The organism is Sphingomonas sp. S6, from assembly GCF_043498045.1.
In the GTDB taxonomy this organism is placed as follows: domain Bacteria; phylum Pseudomonadota; class Alphaproteobacteria; order Sphingomonadales; family Sphingomonadaceae; genus Sphingomonas.
This window is the reverse complement of record NZ_JBIEOE010000003.1, coordinates 259,380-277,546: the sequence shown is the minus strand read 5'-3', so window position 1 is coordinate 277,546 and position 18,167 is coordinate 259,380. Positions and strand designations below refer to the sequence as shown.

The window sequence follows — 18,167 nt, the reverse complement described above, 5'->3', positions numbered from 1 at the left end:
TTGGCGGGGGCGCCGCGCTGCCGGCGCCCCTATTGCTCGCGGGTTGCAATCAGTCCGTTCGACACGAACGTCATCACCGGCACGTCATGCTGGTTGAATACGGTCATCCGGCTTTTGAAGATGCCCATTTCCGGACGGCTCGCCGACCGGCGCTTTTCCAGCACCTCGCTTTCGCAGCGTAGGCGATCGCCCGGATAGACCGGCTTCAGCCAGCGCAGTTCGTCGATGCCGGGCGATCCTAGCCCCGCCTGGTCGTTCGCCTTCAGATGCTCGACCAGCATCGCCATCGTCATCGCGCACGTATGCCAGCCGCTCGCCGACAGCCGTCCGAAATGCGTCTGCGCCGCCGCCTCGTCGGACAGGTGAAAGGGCTGGGGGTCGTATTTCTCGGCAAAGGCGATCACCTCGTCCCGCGTCACGGCATAATCGCCGAAGCGCGCCGTGCTGCCGACCTCAATGTCCTCGAAATACTGCACCCGTCGCTCTCCTATCGTTTAAGCACCTGCCTAAACGGTGCGTCGTTCCCGTCCAGCCCCTGGCCCGCGGGCAGGTTCAGCAGATCGCGCAGCAAGGGGTTGATGTCGGTATTGTCGAAGCTGGCCAGGCGCTTGCCGCCGACGAACGCAGGGCCGTTGGCAATGAACAGCGCGGCCATGTCGGGCGCCTGATTGTCATAGCCATGCGCGCCGCCGCTGAACGCGGTCTTCACCGCCGTCTTGGTGATCATCCAGCCCGGCTCGGCCAGGCAGATATAGGGCGGCACGCGCGGATTGGTGCCGTAACGCAACCGCGCCGGGATCTCGCCCTTGCGCCAGCATTGCATGTGCGCGTGGGGTTTCAGCAGCGCCGCCTCCAGCGCCAGCTGCCGCCCCGGCATGGGATACAGACCCATATAGGGTCCGCTGTTGAGCGTGCGATACGTGCGCGGATCCGCGATTTGGTCGATCGCGATCGTGCGCGTGCTGCTGGTCGCGGACATGCCGTGGTCGGCGACGATGACCAGATTGGCCGGGAGGTTGAGGTCGCGCAGCCCCGCCACCAGCTGCCCGATCTGGCTGTCGACCTTGGCGGCGGCCTGCGTCACCTCGGGCGATTGCGGACCATAAGCGTGGCCGGCGCTGTCGACGATGTCGAAATACAGCGTCACGAAGCGCGGCCGTGTCGCCGCCGGGCGTCGCAGCCAGTCGATCACCGAATCGACCCGCTGTTCGCCCGTCACCGCCTGGTTGAACTGCTGCCAGTCCTCGGGCCGGGTGGCATGCTCGACCGCGCCATGACTGTCGGGCAGCAACGTGCCGCCCCAGCCGACATTGGCGCCCGGCCAGAACATCGTCGCGCTGCGGATGCCCGCCTTTTCCGCAGTGACCCAGATCGGTTCGGCCTGGTTCCACCAGAAGGGATCGTCGTCGGCCATGGTGAAGGTCTCGCCGGGGCGGGCGGCGTCCTCCATCGTGTTGCCGACGATGCCGTGGTGGTCGGGCACCTTGCCCGTCACCAGCGTCCAATGGTTGGGAAAGGTCACCGACGGGAAGGACGGCCGCATCGACGCCGACACCCCGCCCGCCGCCAGCGCGTTGAGATTGGGCGTGACGCCACGGTCGAGATAATCGGGCCGGAAGCCGTCGATCGACACGAGGATCGTCACCGGCTGCGTCGTCATGCGCGGCAGCGGGGCGGGGGGCGCGTCCGGCTCGGCAGGCAGGGCCGCCGTTTGCGCAGGAGCGGGCTGCGTCACCGGCGACAGCGCCGGCGGAGTGGCGGGCAGCGCGCAGGCGCCGAGCGCGAGGGTAGCGAGAAAAGCGGTCGGACGAAGGTTCACGCGGCGATCACCCCGATCATGGCAGGCCTGCTTGCCTTTAGCCGCGAGCGGGGAGGGGCGACAAGGGTAGAGCCGGCGGCGCTTCCGTCCGCCCATCCCACGTCAACCCCGCCGCCGCGGGGATGGCAAAGAGTGGGGAAAGGCGCACCCCACAGGCCGCGCCTCAGCCCCGCTCGCTTACACGTTGAACCGGAACAGCATCACGTCGCCGTCGTGGACGACATATTCCTTGCCTTCCTGCCGCAGCTTGCCCGCCTCGCGCGCGCCCGCTTCGCCCTTGCAGGCGACGTAATCGTCGAAGGCGATGGTTTCGGCGCGAATGAAGCCGCGTTCGAAATCGGTGTGGATCTCGCCCGCGGCATTGGGGGCCTTGGCGCCGGCATGGACCGTCCAGGCGCGTGCTTCCTTGGGGCCGACGGTGAAGAAGGTCAGCAGCTTCAGTAGTTTGTACCCGGCGGTGATGACGCGGGCGAGGCCGGTTTCCTCCAAGCCCAATTCCGACAGGAACTCGTCGCGATCCTCGGGCGCCATCGTCGCGATCTCCGCTTCGATCGCCGCGGAGACGACGACCGCCTCGGCACCCTCCGCCTTCGCCTTTTCGAACACCTTGGCCGACAGCGCATTGCCGTTCGCCGCATCGGCTTCGTCGACGTTGCAGACGTAGAGCACGGGCTTCGCCGTGATCAGCTGCGCCTGCGCGAAGACGCGCGCTTCCTCGGCATCCTTGGGCTGGGTTAGGCGCGCGGGCTTGCCGTCGCGCAGCAGCTCCAGCGCCTGGCCGAGCACGGCCGCGCCGATCTTGGCTTCCTTGTCGCCCTGCTGCCCCTTTTTGATGAGGTTGGGCACGCGCTTTTCCAGGCTTTCGAGGTCTGACAGCATCAATTCGGTCTCGACCGTCTCGGCATCGGCGATCGGATCGACCTTGCCTTCGACGTGCGTGACGTCGCCATCGGTGAAGCAGCGCAGCACGTGGACGATCGCGTCCACCTCGCGGATATTGCCCAGGAACTGGTTGCCGAGCCCTTCGCCCTTCGACGCACCGCGGACCAGGCCGGCGATATCGACGAAGGCGAGCTGCGTCTCGATGATCTTCGCCGAGCCGGCGATCTCGGCGAGCTTGTACAGCCGCGGGTCGGGCACCGCGACGTTACCGACATTGGGTTCGATCGTGCAGAACGGATAATTGGCCGCCTGCGCCGCTGCCGTTTCGGTCAGCGCGTTGAAAAGCGTGGACTTGCCGACGTTGGGCAGGCCAACGATGCCGCAGCGGAAACCCATGGGTCGTGCTCTGTTTTCTGCAAAGGGAATGGAGGCCGCGGCCTTAGCCACATGACGCGCGATTGACCAGTCGTTCCGCCGCTTTCGCGCTTCGGCGATGGAATCCAACGGCTCGTCGCAGAGGCTGGCTGCCGCAATTGTGCCTTGATTGATACCGCGTCGTCTATGTCGTGCAGCGAATACGTCGCGGGAACGACGGCAGACACAAACGCGCGCTGCAACGGGGGCTTATGCGTTGGTCGGGGTGGATGATGGCAGGGCTGGCGGCGGCGGCCGCCACGGGTGCGCAGGCCCAGGTCGCGCCGCTCGCGATCCTGACGGCGCCCGCGCCGATGGCGGCGCAGCGCACGCCGCTGCTCGCGCCGATCGCGCTCGGCGGCACGCTCGACCGCTCGACGCCGCTCACCGCGCGGCTGCGGCTGCGGGTGGCGACGATGACGACCAGCGCGGGACCCAATGAGCGCGTGCATCAGCGTCTCGCGAGTTCGATGGTCGAATATTATCCCTTCGCCGACAGCGGCTTCCACCTGTCCGCCGGGGGACGTCTGTACGACGTGCGAGCGGGCGAGCAGGTCGGCAACCGCCCGCTGATGCTCTCGCAGCGGCCGACGCTGGGCGCCGGTGGCGGCCGCATCGGCCTGCGCCGCACCCCGGCGCTGACCTTCGGCTATACGGGCACGATGCTCGCCGACACCACGATCGGGCTGGAGGTCGGCGCAATGAAGGGCCGCGCCTATGAGATCGGCGGTCGCCTGACCCGCCCGACCGCGGGCGAGCGCGGCGGCGTGGGCAACGGCCCGATCAACCCCGTGGTCAACGTCTCGTTCGGTCGGCGCTTCTGACCCGATCCGGCGATCACGCCACACGACCCGTTCAATCGCGCTGCCGCTTCGCCTAGGGTCGCCGGCGATGCTGCCGCCCTTGCCCCATGGCGAATTGTCCGCCGACCTGATCCTGCCCGCCTTCGCACCCTGGTTCGATGTCGCCGGCCTCGCCGTGTTCGCCGCCTCGGGCGCGCTCGCCGCGGCAAAGCGCGGGCAGACCGCGGTGACTCTGGCCTTTTTCGCGCTGATCACCGGCGTCGGCGGCGGGACGGTACGCGACCTGTTGATCGGTGCGCCGGTCTTCTGGGTCCATGATCCGCGCGCGGCGACCGTCTGCCTCGCGATGGCCGCGGCGATCTGGGTGACGCCCGAACGCTGGTGGCGGGACGAGGCGCTCGCCTGGTTCGACGCGATCGGCCTCGCCGCCTATGCCGTCTACGGCGCGGCCAAGGCGCTGGGCTATGGCATCCCGCCGCTGCCCGCCGCGCTGATGGGCGTGGTGACCGCGTGTGTCGGTGGCATCATCCGCGACGTGCTCGCGGGCGAGCCTTCGATCCTGATGCGCCCCGAACTCTATGTCACCGCCGCCGCGCTGGCGTCGGGTCTCTACGTCGCGCTGGGCTTGCTCGGCCTCGCCGGCGCCCCCGCCGCGATCATCGCCGCCGCCGCCGGTTTCACGCTGCGCGCCTTCGCAATCCGCTATCACCTCGCGCTCCCCGCCTATCGCGGGCGGGGGTGAGGGCGGTCTGCCGTCGATCCGACACGAATCCGCCACCAACCGCGCGCATTCTGACGCCACCCGCATACGGCGGCTGGAGACGATCATGCGCACGACGATCGGTACGGTTCTCGCCCTTCTCACGCTCGCGGCAACTCCGGCGACCGGCCAGACGCCGCGCGATCCCGTCGGCGACCTGTGCGCCGCGCGCGCCGATATCGCTGTACCCGCCACACAGGTCTATCATCGCCGCAACGGCGCCACGATCGTCTTCGTCGCGGTCGCGCATGAGTATGATGCGCAGTCACTCTCGGCACGCGCGATCAAGGCGGCATTCGATCGCGTCCACCCGACGATCGTGCTGGTCGAAGGCGCCTCGGCGGACAAGAGCGCCGACCCCGCCTATCGCGCCTTCCTGTCGCAGCGCGCCGCCGACCAGTTCGCGCAAGGGCGCATCCAGGAGAACCTCTACGCGGTGGAGCTCGCGACCGATGCGAAGACGGCGTTTGCCGGCTGGGATATGAGCCCCCGCGACGAATATCGCGCCGATATCGACGCCGGCTATGACATGCGCGACGCGCTCGGCGCGCATCTGCTGCGCGCGCATGTCGATCCCTTCGGCTCGGTGCCCGCCAACCGCCTTGCCGACGAGTTGCGATCGATCCCGCATCTGCGCCAGCCCAAGGACTTCGATTTCGCCGCCTGGTATCGCGGCGCGTATGGCTCCCGCCTTGATCCAATGGCCGGCACCCCCTGCGGCACCGGCCCGGCGAGCGCGATCGTCAAGTTCGAAAGCATCGCCCGCACCCGCAATCTCGCCCGCCTGATCGATGCGAATGCCACGCCGGGCGCGGTGGTGCTGGTGGAAGCGGGCGCCAACCATTGGCTGGCGCTGCGCGATTATCTGGACCGTACGTCCTGACGGACGGTCAGGCGGCGGGGCGCCAGCAGGGTTCCAACTGCTTCATGCTGGCCTCGGCCCAGTCCGCCAATGCGCCGTTGTTACTGGACACGGTGATGCTCGCACTCGATCGGTCGGGCTGATCGCTGGATAAGAGCTTTAGGGTATACCTCGTCCCGTCTGTCCAGACGATCGGCGGCCATAGTGAATGGGCAGGAGCGGTGGCCGGAATCACCGACAAAACGGTGGGTACGTCGTTCAAATTCTTCAGTACGTTCATCACCGCCGGACAGGCGGCGGCATCGGTCGTCGTCACGGTCAGGCGACCCAGCGAATCCATCACCTTGCGCCGCGCTCGCCACACACCCGATGCGGCGTACCCGCTCCGCCACATGTCGATGATCTCCCATCCATGGCAGAGCGAATGGCTCGCCATCAACTGAACATCGGTGGCATGCCTGGGTTCGGGAACGCCTTCCTCGCGGGACGTCATGGCTGCCTGACTAATCTGCGTGCAATCGAGCAACGGCTGTGGCGCGGCCGCTTGCGCCGCACCCAGCAACATGGCCAGTATCATTGCCCGCCCCCGCGCAAGCTGTTCCGACCGTTGCGGCGGGGCCGGTCACACCCGGCGGCAGCGGCGTCGCGCCGCCCGGTCCGATATGCAGCGTCGCATTGGCGACCTGCCAGGGCGTGCCGGCGGGAAAGCGGACGCCATCCAGCGTCACGTCCAACGGGTGCCGCGCGTCATAGCCGCGCGCGATCAGCTGGCCACCATCGCCCTGCACATTCGCCAGCACGATGTCGCGATAGACGGGGATCGATCCGCCCTGCGCCTTGGGATCGTAGCGCGTGTCGAAGTCGATCGGCCGCGCCACCCCGCGCAGGCAGATGTCCTGATAGCGTATGCGCTGCACCAGCCCGCCGCGGCTTGGGTCGCTCTTGATCCGCAGGCCCGATGTCGTGCCGTCGAACGTCAGCCCGCGCACCAGTACGTCGGACACACCGCTCACCGTCTCACTGCCGATCGACACGCCGTGCCCGGCATGGACGTGGCTGTCGAGGATCGAGACGTAGCGCACGCCGCCGCCGTTGCCGGCCTTGATCGCGATATCGTCGTCGCCGGTGCTGAAGCGGCTGTGCGCGATAGTCACGTCCTCGCTCGCACCCGGATCGATGCCGTCGGTGTTACGCGCATCGGCGGGCGCATCGATCGTCACGCCCCAGGCGGTGAAGCCGCGCACGTGATTGACCGCAACGTGGAAGTTCGCCGCATTGGCGAAGCGCGTGGCGTACAGCACCAGATTGCGTCCGCCATCCACCGTCACCAGCCGCGGCGCGTTCTGCTTGCCGCCTTCACGCTGCGCCCGGCGTGCGAGCTGCCACCACGTCTCGGTGCCGCCCGCCATCGCCGCACCGCCCGCGCCGTCGATCGTGCCTGCTCCCATGATCGCGGCATCGGTGGCGTCGGCGATGTGGATCAGCGGGCGACAGCCATGGCCCTTGGTATCGATCGTCCCACACAGTCCCTGCCCGGCATCGAACCGCCGCGGATCGGGGATCGCACGCAGCGTCGCACCGGGGTCGAGCCACAAGGTAACGCGTGCCGGCATCTCGATCGGCCCGCTGTCGTAAAGACCGGGGCCGAGCCGCACCGCGGCCCCGCGACAGCGCCGCAACGCCGCCTCGATATCGCGGCTCCGGTCACCGGAGGTGGGGGACAGCGTGACGCAGGCGGCGGTGGGCAGTTGCGGCTCCACCACGGTTCGCCGGTCCTGTGCCGCGGCCGGTGCCGCCGCCACGCCCAACGCAAGCACGACCGCAGCACACCGACGCATCGCCTCAGACCCTTACGACACCCACATCCGCAAACCGCTTAGGCTCGGCAGGCGGGCTGGCGGGGTCGGCCAGCTCGCATTGCCAATAGCCCACGTCGATCCACTGGCCCTGTTTGTAGCCGATCTCGCGGAACACGCCAGCGCGGCGGAAGCCCACCGTCTCGTGCAGCTTGATCGACTGGTTGTTGGGCAGTGCGATCCGGCCGATCGCCTGGGTAAAGCCCTGCGCGCGCAGCGTGTCGATCAGCGCTTCGTACAGCAGCCGCCCGACGCCCTGCCGCTGCGCGACATCGGCGACGTAGATCGTCGTCTCGACCGCCCAGCGATACGCCTCGCGTTCCGAAAAGCGCGTTGCATAGGCATAGCCGAGCACGCCGCCCGTCTCCGCGCCGTTGGTCGCGACCATCCAGGGGTAGAGCCCCTGCGACGATGCCATCCGCGTCCGCATCGCGCGCGCGTCCGGCGCCTCCGTCTCGAACGACACCGTCCCGGCGAGCACGTGCGGCGCATAGATGGCGGCGATCGCGCCGGCATCCTCCGGCGTCGCAGCGCGCACCCCGATCATGCGCCGAAGCCCAGCTTCGCCAGCACCAGGTCGAACAGCTTGGCGTCGCTCTCGGCGGTCGCGCTCGGCCCGATGCCGCCGCATTCCAGGCAGCGCGCCTGCACCGATCCGCTGCGGGCGAGGCGGCTGACGTCACCCACCGCCTGCGCGACGAGGCCGCGGCGCTCGGCCGCGATCCGCCCGAACACGTCCGCCGACGGGCTCGACGCGTCGTCGTCGTCCTTGCGGCTGGCCAGCGCGGCGGCGAACTGCGCGGCGGCACTCGGTTCCTTCTCCAGATATTCGGCATGGACCTTGGCCGGGTCCAGCTTGGCGCGCTTGGCGGCTTCCGCCACCGCATCGTCCAGCCCGCCGAAGCGGTCGACCAGCTTGATCTGCCGCGCGGTGCCACCGTCCCACACGCGCCCCTGCGCGATGGCGTTGACCTGATCGACGGTCATGTGGCGCGACTGCGCGACGCGGGTCAGGAACTGGCGATAGCCGTTCTCGATCCCCGCCTGCAGGATCGCGTCCAGCTCGGGCGTGGTGCCGGCATAGACGTCGGGCTGGCCCGACAGCGGCGTCGTCTTCACGCCATCGGTGGAGATGCCGATCTTGGCCAGCGTCTTCTCGAACGTCGGGATGATGCCGAAGATGCCGATCGACCCGGTGATCGTCGACGGTTCGGCAAAGATCACGTCGCCCGGCGTCGACACCCAATAGCCGCCCGACGCGGCCAGCCCGCCCATCGATACGACGATCGGCAGGCCCTTCTGCTTGGCCTGCAGGATGGCGAGGCGGATGCGCTCCGACGCCAGAACCGATCCGCCCGGCGAATCGACGCGCACTACCAGCGCCTTCAGGTCCTTCTTGGCGAGGCCGTTCAGGATCAGCTTGGCGATCGTGTCGCCATGGGCGCTGCCGGGACCGCCTTCGCCGTCGACGATATCGCCCGCGACGGTGATGACGCCGATCGCATCGCCGGTCTTGGACAGCGGATGCGCCGCGACCCAGCTGTCAAAGCCGATGCGGTTGTAGAAGCCCGCCGCCTTCTTGGTATCGCCGCCGACGATGGCCGCGACGCGCGCACCGAAGGCGGTGCGATCGCCCAGCGTGTCGACGATACCCGCCGCCTTGTTCGCCTCGGCGATATTGCCGCCCGCCGCGACGATCAGCTTGTCCGGGCTGGCGAGGAATTGCGCGACCTGCGCGCGCGGCCGCGCCTTGGCGATCGCCTCCTTCCATTGGCCGAAGATCGATCCCAGCAGCGCCTGGCTCGCCTCGCGCGCCTCCGGGCTCTGGTCGGTGCGGGTGTAGGGTTCGACGAAGCTCTTGAACTTGCCGACGCGATAGACGTGCGTGGTGACGCCCAGCTTGTCGATCAGGCCCTTGTAATACAGCTGGTTGCCGCCCGGCCCCATGAAGATCGTGCCGCCCAGCGGATTGACCCAGATCTCGCTGGCATTGGCGGCCAGGCGATAGCCCGCATCGGTATAGGCGGTGGCATAGGCCAGCACCGGCTTCTTGGTGTCGCGGAACTTGCGGATCGCGTCGGCCACCTCGTTCAGCGTCGCCGGATAGCCGCCGCCGAAGCGATCGAGGTCGAGCACCAGCGCCTTCACCCGGTCGTCGGTCCGCGCCGCGTCGATCGCGCGCAGCACGTCGCGCGCCCGATACTGGCGCGGCGCCTGCTGGCCGGACAGCATCGCGAACGGCGCCTGTTCCTCGGGCTGTTCCACGATCGTGCCGTTGAGGTCGAGCACCAACGCACCTGGGCTGATCGCCTTCATCCCCGGCCGCGCGCTCAGCGCCGCGAACAGCAAGCCGAAGAACAACAGCATCGCGATCAGGACCAACCCGTCCTTGATCGCCACCAGCAGCTTCCAAGCGCCCCGAACCAGCTTCACGCGATGCTCCTTATCGTTGCCTCTAGCGCTAGAGCAGGCGGAGGCGCCGCGCAACGGGGCGTGTTGGGCCGGTAATACGGATAGGTCAGTAGGCGGGGATCACCCAGCGCGTGCGATGGTAATGATAGCGAACCTGTTTGTCCGAGGATGGGAAGGTGCCCCGTGTCATCAACACGCGACAGCTCGTGTCGTCCAGCGAGGCGATTTTGGAGCTGACCACGACGCGGCACGCTGTGGGTTTTCCCTGTGCGTCGACTGTCACCAGTGTTTTGACCAAGCCTTGCTGATCACCACGCAACGCATCTACCGGGTAATCATCGGCCGTAAACAACCGTGCGGCGACCGCCGGCTCCAGGTCGATCATCGCATCCGGGTCTGCACCCCAGGATTGCAGCAGATCCCGTCCACAGGTCTTGGCGGCGGCGAAGGCCTTGCCGATCCCCTTGATCGGAACGTCGATCGGGCGATCCGCACCGGCATCGACCAACAGCGTCTCGGCGGTCGGCACCGCCTTCCACTGGTCGTCGGCGAGTGACAGTTTTATGGCGTACATGTCGTGTCCGGTGGCGCCCCCGACCCAACGCGCCGGGAACTTTGCCACGCCGGGCGTCAGCGTGACTGCGGCGGTGCCGGATGTGCCACGCCACGCTTTCTCCGGCATCAGCAGGACGATGTCGCCACGATCGGATTGGGGATCGACGTCGATCGCCAGAATCGCGGGCTTCGGCCCATCCCCGAACGCGCGGTTGATGATGCACTGGTTTGGTGCATATTCGACGCCCCATTTGGCGGCGGAGCGGTCGACATGCGCCGCCGGAGTCGCGGCTTGCAGGGCGAGGGCGATGATCGCGCCCGCCGTCATCATGGCACCCTCCAGTCGGTGCGCTTAAACACGTAGCGCGTCTCTCGCGACGAGGGTTCGAACGTGGCGCGCGCCGTCATGATCCGGCATGTCGTCGCATCGAGCGACGGCGAACGCGAACTCGCCACCACCTTGCAGTCGCGTGGCCGCCCCTTGGGATCGATCGTCAGCAGGATCTTCACCGTACCCGATTCGCCATTGCGCAGCGCTTCGGCTGGATAGTCCGAATAGCTTATCCAGTTTCCGGGACTCTTCGGACTGGAGGTGTCGATCATCGCATCGGGGTCCGCGCCCCAGGATTGCAGCAGCGTCCGGCCGCACGTCTTGGCGGCGGCGATCGCCTTGTCGATCCCCTTGACCGGTACGGACACGGGCGACGCGAACGGCCCCTTGATCGTCAGCGTGTCGCCCGCCGCAATCGCGGCCCAGCCGTCCTGGGTGATTCCGATATCGATCGCCGCCCGCGCGTCCTTCGATCCGCGCGCGAACCACATCTGCTGCAGCGTTGCGCCGCCCGGGGCGACGGTCATCGTGGCAGTGCCGAAAGTCCCCTTCGTCGCAACGCCGGGAACGAGCAGGACGATATTGCCGGTGCCGGTCACCGGACTTGCATCGACGGCAAGGAACGACTTGACCGGGCCGGACCCAAACTGCCGGTTGATGATGCACTGTTCGGGGCTGTAGTCCACGCCCCACTTGCCTGCCGCATCTATACTGCCGCCCGAAGGTGCGGCGGCCTGTAACGCCAGTGCGACCAGTCCGATCATCATGCGTAACCCCCAGTATTTTTTAAGAGCCTAGCATTGCGGCGCGGCGCTGCAACAGGATGCCACTGGCGGAATGATTGCGCCTCGCCTAACCTGTTGGCGCGCACCGCGACAACGGCGTCGGGCGCAAGTATTTGGGGGGAAGATGTATGCGTATCGTGCTGGGCGGCGTGGCGGTATTGGCGTTGGCGTTGGCGATCGGCGGAGCCGGCGCGTTGCGCGCGCAGACCGGTGCCGGTGCTGTCGACGCACGCGCATTCGGCGCGCGTGAGGACGTCCGGCAGGTCAGCATTTCCCCCGACGGCAAGCGGCTCGCGATGGTTCGCGCCGCGGCGGGGGCGGGCACCGCGCTCTATGTCGCCGACCTGACCGGCGACGCCACGCCCAGACCGATCCTCACCTCGAGCGGCCGGCCCGATCAGCTGACGGGGTGCAGCTGGTCGACCGCGACGCGGCTCGTCTGCAACATCTCGACGCTGATGACGACCAACGGCATGCGGCTGGGCTACAGCCGCGTGCTGACGCTCAACGCCGACGGCAGCGACATGAAGCCCTTGTCGGGCGAGACGCGCGACCGCATCGACGGCTTTGGCCAGTTCGGCGGCGGCATCATCGATTTCCTCGCCGATGACGCGGCGGGCGGCGATGCGAAAGGCGGCTCGGTGCTGATGACGCGCGATTACGGTGCGCAGATGACCACCGGCTCGATCACCGCCTCCACCGCGTCGGGCCTGGGTGTCGAGCGCGTCGATACGACGACGCTGCGCCGCCAGCAGGTCGAACGCCCCAGCGGTCGCGCCAGCGAATATATCACCGACGGCCACGGCACCGTCCGCATCATGGGCATCACCGCCGCCAGCGACAGCGGCATGCTGCGCGGCCGCACGACCTACATGTACCGCAAGGCGGGCGATCGCAGCTGGCAGCCGCTGTCCGTGGTCAACGACGATGGCGGCGTATCGCACGGCTTCGATCCCTATGCCGTCGATCGCGACGCCAATGTCGCCTACGGCTTCGACGATCATGGCGGGCGCCAGGCGCTGTACCGCGTCGCGCTCGACGGCAGCCTGAAGCGCGAACTGGTGCTCGACCGCCCGGACGTCGACGTCGATTCGCTCATCCGCATCGGCCGCCAGCAGCGCGTCGTCGGCGCCAGCTTCGCGACCGACCGGCGCGAACGCGTGATCTTCGATCCCGCGCTGAAGGCGCTCGCCGCCTCGCTCGGCCGCGCCTTGCCGAAACAGCCGATCGTCAGCATCGTCGATGCCAGCGCCGACGAACAGAAGCTGGTGCTGTTCGCCGGCAGCGACGTCGATCCTGGCAGCTTCTATCTGTTCGATCGCACCGCGAAGAAGCTGTCGCCGATCCTGTCGGTGCGCCCGCCGCTTGGCGGTCGCACGCTCGCCAGCGTCAAGCCGATCAGCTTCAAGGCCGCGGACGGCACGATGATCCCCGCCTATCTCACGCTGCCCGCCGGCAGCAGCGGCAAGGGGCTACCCGCAATCGTCCTGCCGCACGGCGGCCCCGGCGACCGCGACGAATGGGGCTTCGACTGGCTGCCGCAGTTCTTCGCGGCGCGCGGCTATGCGGTGCTCCAGCCCAATTTCCGCGGCTCGACCGGCTATGGCGCGGCGTGGTTCCAAAAGAACGGCTTCCAATCGTGGCGCACCGCGATCGGCGACGTCAACGATGCCGGCCGCTACCTAGTGTCGCAGGGCATCGCCGCGCCCGACAAGCTCGCGATCGTCGGCTGGTCCTACGGCGGCTATGCGGCGCTGCAATCGGCGGTGCTCGACCCTGCGCTGTTCAAGGCGATCGTCGCGATCGCGCCGGTCACCGACCTCGAAACGCTACGCGGCGAACATCGCAACTTCACCAATTTCGAACTGGTCGACGGCTTCATCGGCCACGGCGCCCATATCCGTGACGGCTCGCCCGCGCAGAACGTCGATCGTATCGCCGCGCCGGTGCTGCTGTTCCACGGCGACCTCGACCAGAATGTCGGCATCGGCGAATCGCGCCTGATGGCCAGCAAGCTGCGGGGGGCGGGCAAGCCCGTGACCTTCGTCGAATATAAGGGCCTCACCCACCAGCTCGACGATAGCGACGTGCGCACCGACATGCTCGGCAAGAGCGACGCCTTCCTGCGCACCGCTCTGCATATCGGAGGCTGAGAGGATCGGGAGCCAGCCCCTGTGGCCGGCTCCCCCTTTTGCCTCAGTTGGTCGCGATGCGCAGCGTCGCCATCAGGCGGCGGCCCGGCATCACCACCAGGTCCTTGTTCAGCGCGGTGCTTAGCCGCTGCGTGTCGTTGGTCAGGTTCTGGCCGACCAGCGCGATCTCCATATTGGGATGCGAGGCGAACGGCCGCACCGCCAGCTGGCCGTCCAATGCGACATAGCCCGGCGTCGGCGTATCGAACACGCCCGCCTTGTCTTGGCGGCCGGCGTAGATCAGGTTGAACCCGGCATCCAGCCGATCGCCGGTCCAGTTCAGTCCGCCACCGATGCGATAGGGCGGGATGCGCGGCACGTTGTTGCCGTCGTCCAGCGTCGCGCGCGTGTAATCGGCCAGCACGTTGAACCGGTATACGCCGTGCGACGTGTGAACGAGGTCGTAGCTCGCCTCGCCCTCGAACCCGCGGAAATGCGCGCCCTGCTGGCGGTAGTTCAGCTCGCGCAGATCGTGGTCGTCGTCCTGCGTCGCCTGGCACGCGCCGTCGTCGGTGCAATACAGGCCGGTCAGGTCGCCGTAGATGTAGTTCTTGAACCACGAACTGTAGACGCTGCCGTCGAAGCGGAACTTGCCCGACCGGATGCGCAGCGTGCCCTCCAGCGAATTGGCGCGCTCGATCTTCAGCCGCGGATCGCCCGTTTCGAACGTGTTCGGCCCGTCATGCCCGCCGCGCGCGAACAATTCGGTCAGCGCCGGTGCGCGGCCGGTGCTGGAGAAGGTGACGCCCAGCTTCACCGCGGGGCTGACCGTGTACAGCGCGCCGATCGCACCGCTCAGCGGCGTGTAGCGCGGCGTGGCGGCGACGTTCGATGCGGGCGTGCCGGTCAGATGCACCTGCTCGATCCGGCCCGACGCCTCGACGTGCAGCGGCCCGGCGATCTTCGTGTCGGTGAAGACGTATCCCGCGATGCTCTCCATCGTCGCGGGGAACAGGTACGAACTGTCGTCGCCCACCGCCGAGAAGTTGCGGTGCTGATATTCGACGCCCAGCGCGGTATTGTCGATGAAGCCGATCCGGTTGGTCAGCAGCTCGGCGCGTGCATTATATTCCTTGTTGCGGAACGTCGTGTCGATCGTGCCGTCCGGCTCCTTTTCGTCGTGGCTGTAATTGGCGTAGCTGCCATCCAGGCTCAGCGACTTGAGCAGGCCCGATCCCAGCGCGAACGACGATCGCGTCATCACCTTGGTCTGGCGCATGTCGATATAGGTGGTGTCGCTGGGGATGCCGTATTGCGCGTCATATTGCGTGATCGCCGCGCCGACGTGGCTGTCCTTGTTGCTGCCGAAGAAATACGACCCGCCGACCGATCCGCCGAAGCCCTTGAAGAAGCTGTTCTGCTGGACGCCGAGCGGGGTGTCGTAATTGCCCTCGTGCCGGCCGAAGCCATCGGCGTGCAGCGCCAGGTCGCCGACCGTCGCATCGACCAATGCCGCGCCCTGGTACAGATCGGATACGGTGCCATAGGTGCCGTTGACCTCGCCCGAAAACGGCCGGTCGGACAGGTGCATCGGCACGCGATCGTTCAGCACGTTGACCACGCCGCCGATCGCCTGGCTGCCGTAGCGCAGCGTGCCCGCGCCGCGCACCACCTCGATGCTGCGCGCGGCGAGCGGATCGATCGGCATGCCATGGTCGGGACCGATGTCGGAGACGTCGGAGGAGCTCAGCCCGTCTTCCAGGATGCGCACGCGCGTCGCGTCCATGCCGCGGATGATCGGGCGGCTGGCGCCGGTCGCGAAGCCGGTCGCGGCGATGCCGGGTACCTTGGCCAGCGCATCGGAAATGCTCGCACCGCCGGCCTTCAGGATGTCCTCGGCATCCACCTTGGCAGAGATGGCGGGCGTGTCGTCGCGATCGTGCTGGATCGGGCTGGCGGTCACGATGATGTCGCGGCCGGTGTCGGCCGTCGGGGTGGGGGCGGCGGTCTGGGCGAGCGCGCAGGCGGGGAACAGCGCGGCACTGGCCGCGCCGAGGAACAGGAAGGAACGCATCGACGTCTCCGGGAAATCGGGCACAGGCGCGCATCGGCCGCACTCGGCGACGCGCGAGGGGGGGATCAGAGCGGAGAGTCGATCGGCGGCGCGCGACTGCGCCAGCCATGGCCGCGCGGCGCGGGCAGGGGATAGGCGGCGACGGCTTGGATCGGCCTGATCGCCGCCGCGGGCACCGCCGCGATCGCGGTCGGCACCGCATCGGGCAGCAGCGGTTCGAATGCCGCGCGGGCATAACAGAGCGCGCAATCCGCGTCCGCCGTCGCCAGCGTCGTCGACCGGTCCGTGCCGTCGCGCGCGGTGGCATGCAGCGGATGGACATGCGCCTGCGCGATGCCGCCGCCGCCCAGCAGCGCGCACAGCGCCAACAGCGCAAGCATCAGCACGCCCGGCTGCGGCCGGCGCTGGCAGGGTCGCGTGTGTCTCATCCCGCCCCGTCCCGACACGAGCAAAGCTGTCTAAAAGCTGAACAAGAGACAACATATCATGCTTGTCATCTTCGCTCGCGCCCAAGCCGCTGAAATCGTTCGATCCGCCCGAAAGGCGGCCGTGTCGTCGTCAGGTGTCATCATGCGGTCGCGCGGCGCGCGCAGACTGTGCCGTCATCGGATTCGAACCGTTCCGGACAGGGCGCTCCCCTGCTACGATCCGGTCGAACCGCAAGGGGACCCAAGGCCATGATCCGCGCCCGCTGCCACACCGTCCTGCTCGCCTGCACGATGGCGAGTCCCGCCGTGGCCCAGCAGGCGACGACCGCGCCCACGCCTGTGGCCAAGGCCGGCGACAAGGCTCCCGGCCCGGACATCGTCGTACAAGGGCTGAAGGACCGCAAGCGGGGCACGTGGCGCCGGGCCGATGGCGCGCATGTTGTCGTCTACAGCAAGGGGAGCGCCGACGAGCTGATCCGCGTCACCCGCAACATCGAACGGCTGCACCAGCTGCTGACCCGTTTGTACCGGCGGGGCGGCGGCGCCGACGACATGGTCCGGCCGCAGATCACGCTGCTCGATCCCGACACCGATCTGTCGAGCCTGGGTCTGCAGAATGCGCGCTGGCAGCAGGGGCCGTTCATGGCGCCCTTCGCATCCACCGTCTATTACGACCCGCGCGAGGATGGCGAGGTGATGGCCGTGTCGCGCCGCGATACGTCGATCAAGCTCAATACCGTGCGTGCCTTCAACGAGGATTGCGACGACGTCGTGCAGAATGCCGGGACCGACGCGGTCGCGCTGTGTTCGAAGATGGCAGCGCGTCGTGATCCGCTGGGCGTGGCGTGGGAACGCTCGCTTTATGCGGCCTACGCCGAACGTTTCATCCTCACCTATGCGCCGGCGAGCGATCCGCGCTGGTACCTGGATGGCATCGGCGCGCTCTTTTCGTCGATCGCGATCCGGCCCGATGGCGCGATCGACTATGCCCGCGTGCCCGATCGGTTCCAGCAGGTGCTGACCGCCTATGGGCCGGTCGACGTGGCGGGCGTTCTTACCGGCCGCTACCTGACCGATAGCGGTGATGCCGCGCGCTGGTCGCCCTATCACGCCTGGCTGGTCAGCCACTTCTTCCTCTATTCGGCGCTGTCGCCGCAGCGCAGCGACCAGTTCCGGCGGTACATGGCCGCGGTACGGCAGGGCACATCGCTCGCCGAGGCCGCGACCGTCTTCGGCGACCTTGGCGCCTTGCAGCGCGAGATCGGTCGGTATGCGCGCCGCGACTTCGCTTACGCCCATGGTCAGGCGCCGCAGCCCGATGTGCCGCCGCCCGCCGTCACGCAACTCTCGCCCGCAGACTCGGCGCTGGTCGAGGCGCGCCTCGCGCTGGGCGGCCTTGGCGAGGGCTGGCTCGACACCGTCCGCGCCGCCACCACCGGTGTCGACGATCCCGACGCGCTGCGCGTCGCCGCGACGGCGGAATGCGGCGGCGGACATGCCGACGCCTGCCTTGCCGCCGCCGATCGCGTGCTGGCCAGCCGCCCGGAGGATTCCGCGGCGCTTGCTTCGAAGGGGCGCGCGCTGACGCTGAAGGCGATCGCCGCAACCGGCACCGATCGCACGACCGGCCTTACCGCCGCGCGGCAGCTCCTCGGCCGGGCGATCGCGCTCGATCGGGACGCCCCTGCGCCGCGCCTTGCCTATGTCCGCAGCTTCCTCGATGCGGGTCAGGCCCCGTCCGACGATGCGGTGCTCGGCCTTGCGCAGGTGATCCGCCGTCTGCCCGCCGCACCGATGCCGCGGCTGCTCCTCGCCGAATCGCTGGTGAAGCAGGGCAAGGCGGATCTGGCCGGGCGGGTCGCCTTCACGCTGATCCATGGCCCGTTCGATTCCCCCGAACGGCGTGCCGCGACGGCGCTGTTCGCCTCGACCGGCACCGCGGCACACGGCAGCTAAGTCGTCGCTTTTCGGGCCAGCGCGACGAGCCGCGCCAAAACGTCGACGACTTTCTTCGGTTCCCGTCCCGCCGATCTCTTGACGGTCCCCGGCCCGCG

Annotated in this window: 16 protein-coding genes; 5 read left to right on the top strand and 11 right to left on the bottom strand. The window is 68.2% G+C overall.

Going from position 1 to position 18,167, the window contains the following annotated elements; all coding sequences use genetic code 11:
• Positions 1-29 precede the first annotated feature (29 nt).
• From ACGVWT_RS06850 to ychF, 3 genes are all read right to left on the bottom strand, one after another.
• A complete protein-coding gene (locus ACGVWT_RS06850; RefSeq protein WP_315461867.1) occupies positions 30-476 on the bottom strand; it encodes a MaoC family dehydratase in 447 nt (148 codons plus the stop codon).
• Between the two features lie 11 nt (positions 477-487).
• Positions 488-1,819 (bottom strand): ectonucleotide pyrophosphatase/phosphodiesterase, encoded by a 1,332-nt coding sequence (locus ACGVWT_RS06845; protein WP_315461866.1) that lies wholly within the window; start codon positions 1,817-1,819, stop codon positions 488-490.
• 177 nt (positions 1,820-1,996) lie between these two features.
• Entirely contained in the window at positions 1,997-3,097 is a 1,101-nt protein-coding gene (gene ychF / locus ACGVWT_RS06840) for a redox-regulated ATPase YchF (protein ID WP_394425708.1), read from the bottom strand.
• Between the two features lie 230 nt (positions 3,098-3,327).
• Here ychF and ACGVWT_RS06835 point away from each other — a divergent pair, with 230 nt between their 5' ends.
• The 3 genes from ACGVWT_RS06835 (at position 3,328) to ACGVWT_RS06825 (ending at position 5,561) form a co-directional block, all read left to right on the top strand.
• Positions 3,328-3,939 (top strand): hypothetical protein, encoded by a 612-nt coding sequence (locus ACGVWT_RS06835; protein ID WP_315461865.1) that lies wholly within the window; start codon positions 3,328-3,330, stop codon positions 3,937-3,939.
• Between the two features lie 67 nt (positions 3,940-4,006).
• Positions 4,007-4,660: a trimeric intracellular cation channel family protein gene (locus tag ACGVWT_RS06830; protein WP_315461864.1), complete on the top strand. Its 654-nt coding sequence runs from the start codon at positions 4,007-4,009 to the stop codon at positions 4,658-4,660.
• Positions 4,661-4,745: 85 nt separating this feature from the next.
• Positions 4,746-5,561 (top strand): hypothetical protein, encoded by an 816-nt coding sequence (locus tag ACGVWT_RS06825; RefSeq protein WP_315461863.1) that lies wholly within the window; start codon positions 4,746-4,748, stop codon positions 5,559-5,561.
• Positions 5,562-5,568: 7 nt separating this feature from the next.
• On the opposite strand, the gene ACGVWT_RS06820 is transcribed toward ACGVWT_RS06825, so the two are convergent.
• From ACGVWT_RS06820 to ACGVWT_RS06795, 6 genes are all read right to left on the bottom strand, one after another.
• On the bottom strand, positions 5,569-6,105 hold the full coding sequence (locus ACGVWT_RS06820; RefSeq protein WP_315461862.1) for a hypothetical protein: 537 nt from the start codon (positions 6,103-6,105) through the stop codon (positions 5,569-5,571).
• Positions 6,044-7,378: a glycosyl hydrolase family 28 protein gene (locus ACGVWT_RS06815; protein ID WP_315461861.1), complete on the bottom strand. Its 1,335-nt coding sequence runs from the start codon at positions 7,376-7,378 to the stop codon at positions 6,044-6,046. Before ACGVWT_RS06815 ends, ACGVWT_RS06820 begins: the two co-directional genes overlap by 62 nt.
• 4 nt (positions 7,379-7,382) lie before the next feature.
• Positions 7,383-7,943 carry a GNAT family N-acetyltransferase gene (locus ACGVWT_RS06810; protein WP_315461860.1) on the bottom strand — a complete coding sequence of 187 codons (561 nt, stop codon included), beginning with the start codon at positions 7,941-7,943 and terminating at the stop codon, positions 7,383-7,385.
• Entirely contained in the window at positions 7,940-9,829 is a 1,890-nt protein-coding gene (gene sppA / locus ACGVWT_RS06805; RefSeq protein WP_315461859.1) for a signal peptide peptidase SppA, read from the bottom strand. The genes ACGVWT_RS06810 and sppA overlap by 4 nt, the downstream gene beginning before the upstream one ends.
• 85 nt (positions 9,830-9,914) lie before the next feature.
• A complete protein-coding gene (locus tag ACGVWT_RS06800; RefSeq protein WP_394425697.1) occupies positions 9,915-10,691 on the bottom strand; it encodes an energy transducer TonB in 777 nt (258 codons plus the stop codon).
• Entirely contained in the window at positions 10,691-11,461 is a 771-nt protein-coding gene (locus ACGVWT_RS06795) for an energy transducer TonB (RefSeq protein ID WP_315461857.1), read from the bottom strand. The genes ACGVWT_RS06800 and ACGVWT_RS06795 overlap by 1 nt, the downstream gene beginning before the upstream one ends.
• Before the next feature lie 146 nt (positions 11,462-11,607).
• On the opposite strand from ACGVWT_RS06795, the gene ACGVWT_RS06790 reads away from it, so the two are divergent.
• A complete protein-coding gene (locus ACGVWT_RS06790; protein ID WP_315461856.1) occupies positions 11,608-13,632 on the top strand; it encodes a S9 family peptidase in 2,025 nt (674 codons plus the stop codon).
• 43 nt (positions 13,633-13,675) lie between these two features.
• On the opposite strand, the gene ACGVWT_RS06785 is transcribed toward ACGVWT_RS06790, so the two are convergent.
• Both ACGVWT_RS06785 and ACGVWT_RS06780 read right to left on the bottom strand, forming a co-directional pair.
• Positions 13,676-15,685, bottom strand: coding sequence for a TonB-dependent receptor domain-containing protein (locus ACGVWT_RS06785; RefSeq protein ID WP_315461855.1), 2,010 nt, complete (start codon positions 15,683-15,685; stop codon positions 13,676-13,678).
• 65 nt (positions 15,686-15,750) lie between these two features.
• On the bottom strand, positions 15,751-16,065 hold the full coding sequence (locus ACGVWT_RS06780) for a DUF2946 family protein (protein ID WP_315461854.1): 315 nt from the start codon (positions 16,063-16,065) through the stop codon (positions 15,751-15,753).
• 297 nt (positions 16,066-16,362) lie between these two features.
• Between ACGVWT_RS06780 and ACGVWT_RS06775 the strand changes: the two genes are divergently transcribed.
• Positions 16,363-18,069, top strand: coding sequence for a M48 family metallopeptidase (locus ACGVWT_RS06775; RefSeq protein WP_315461853.1), 1,707 nt, complete (start codon positions 16,363-16,365; stop codon positions 18,067-18,069).
• Positions 18,070-18,167 lie beyond the last annotated feature (98 nt).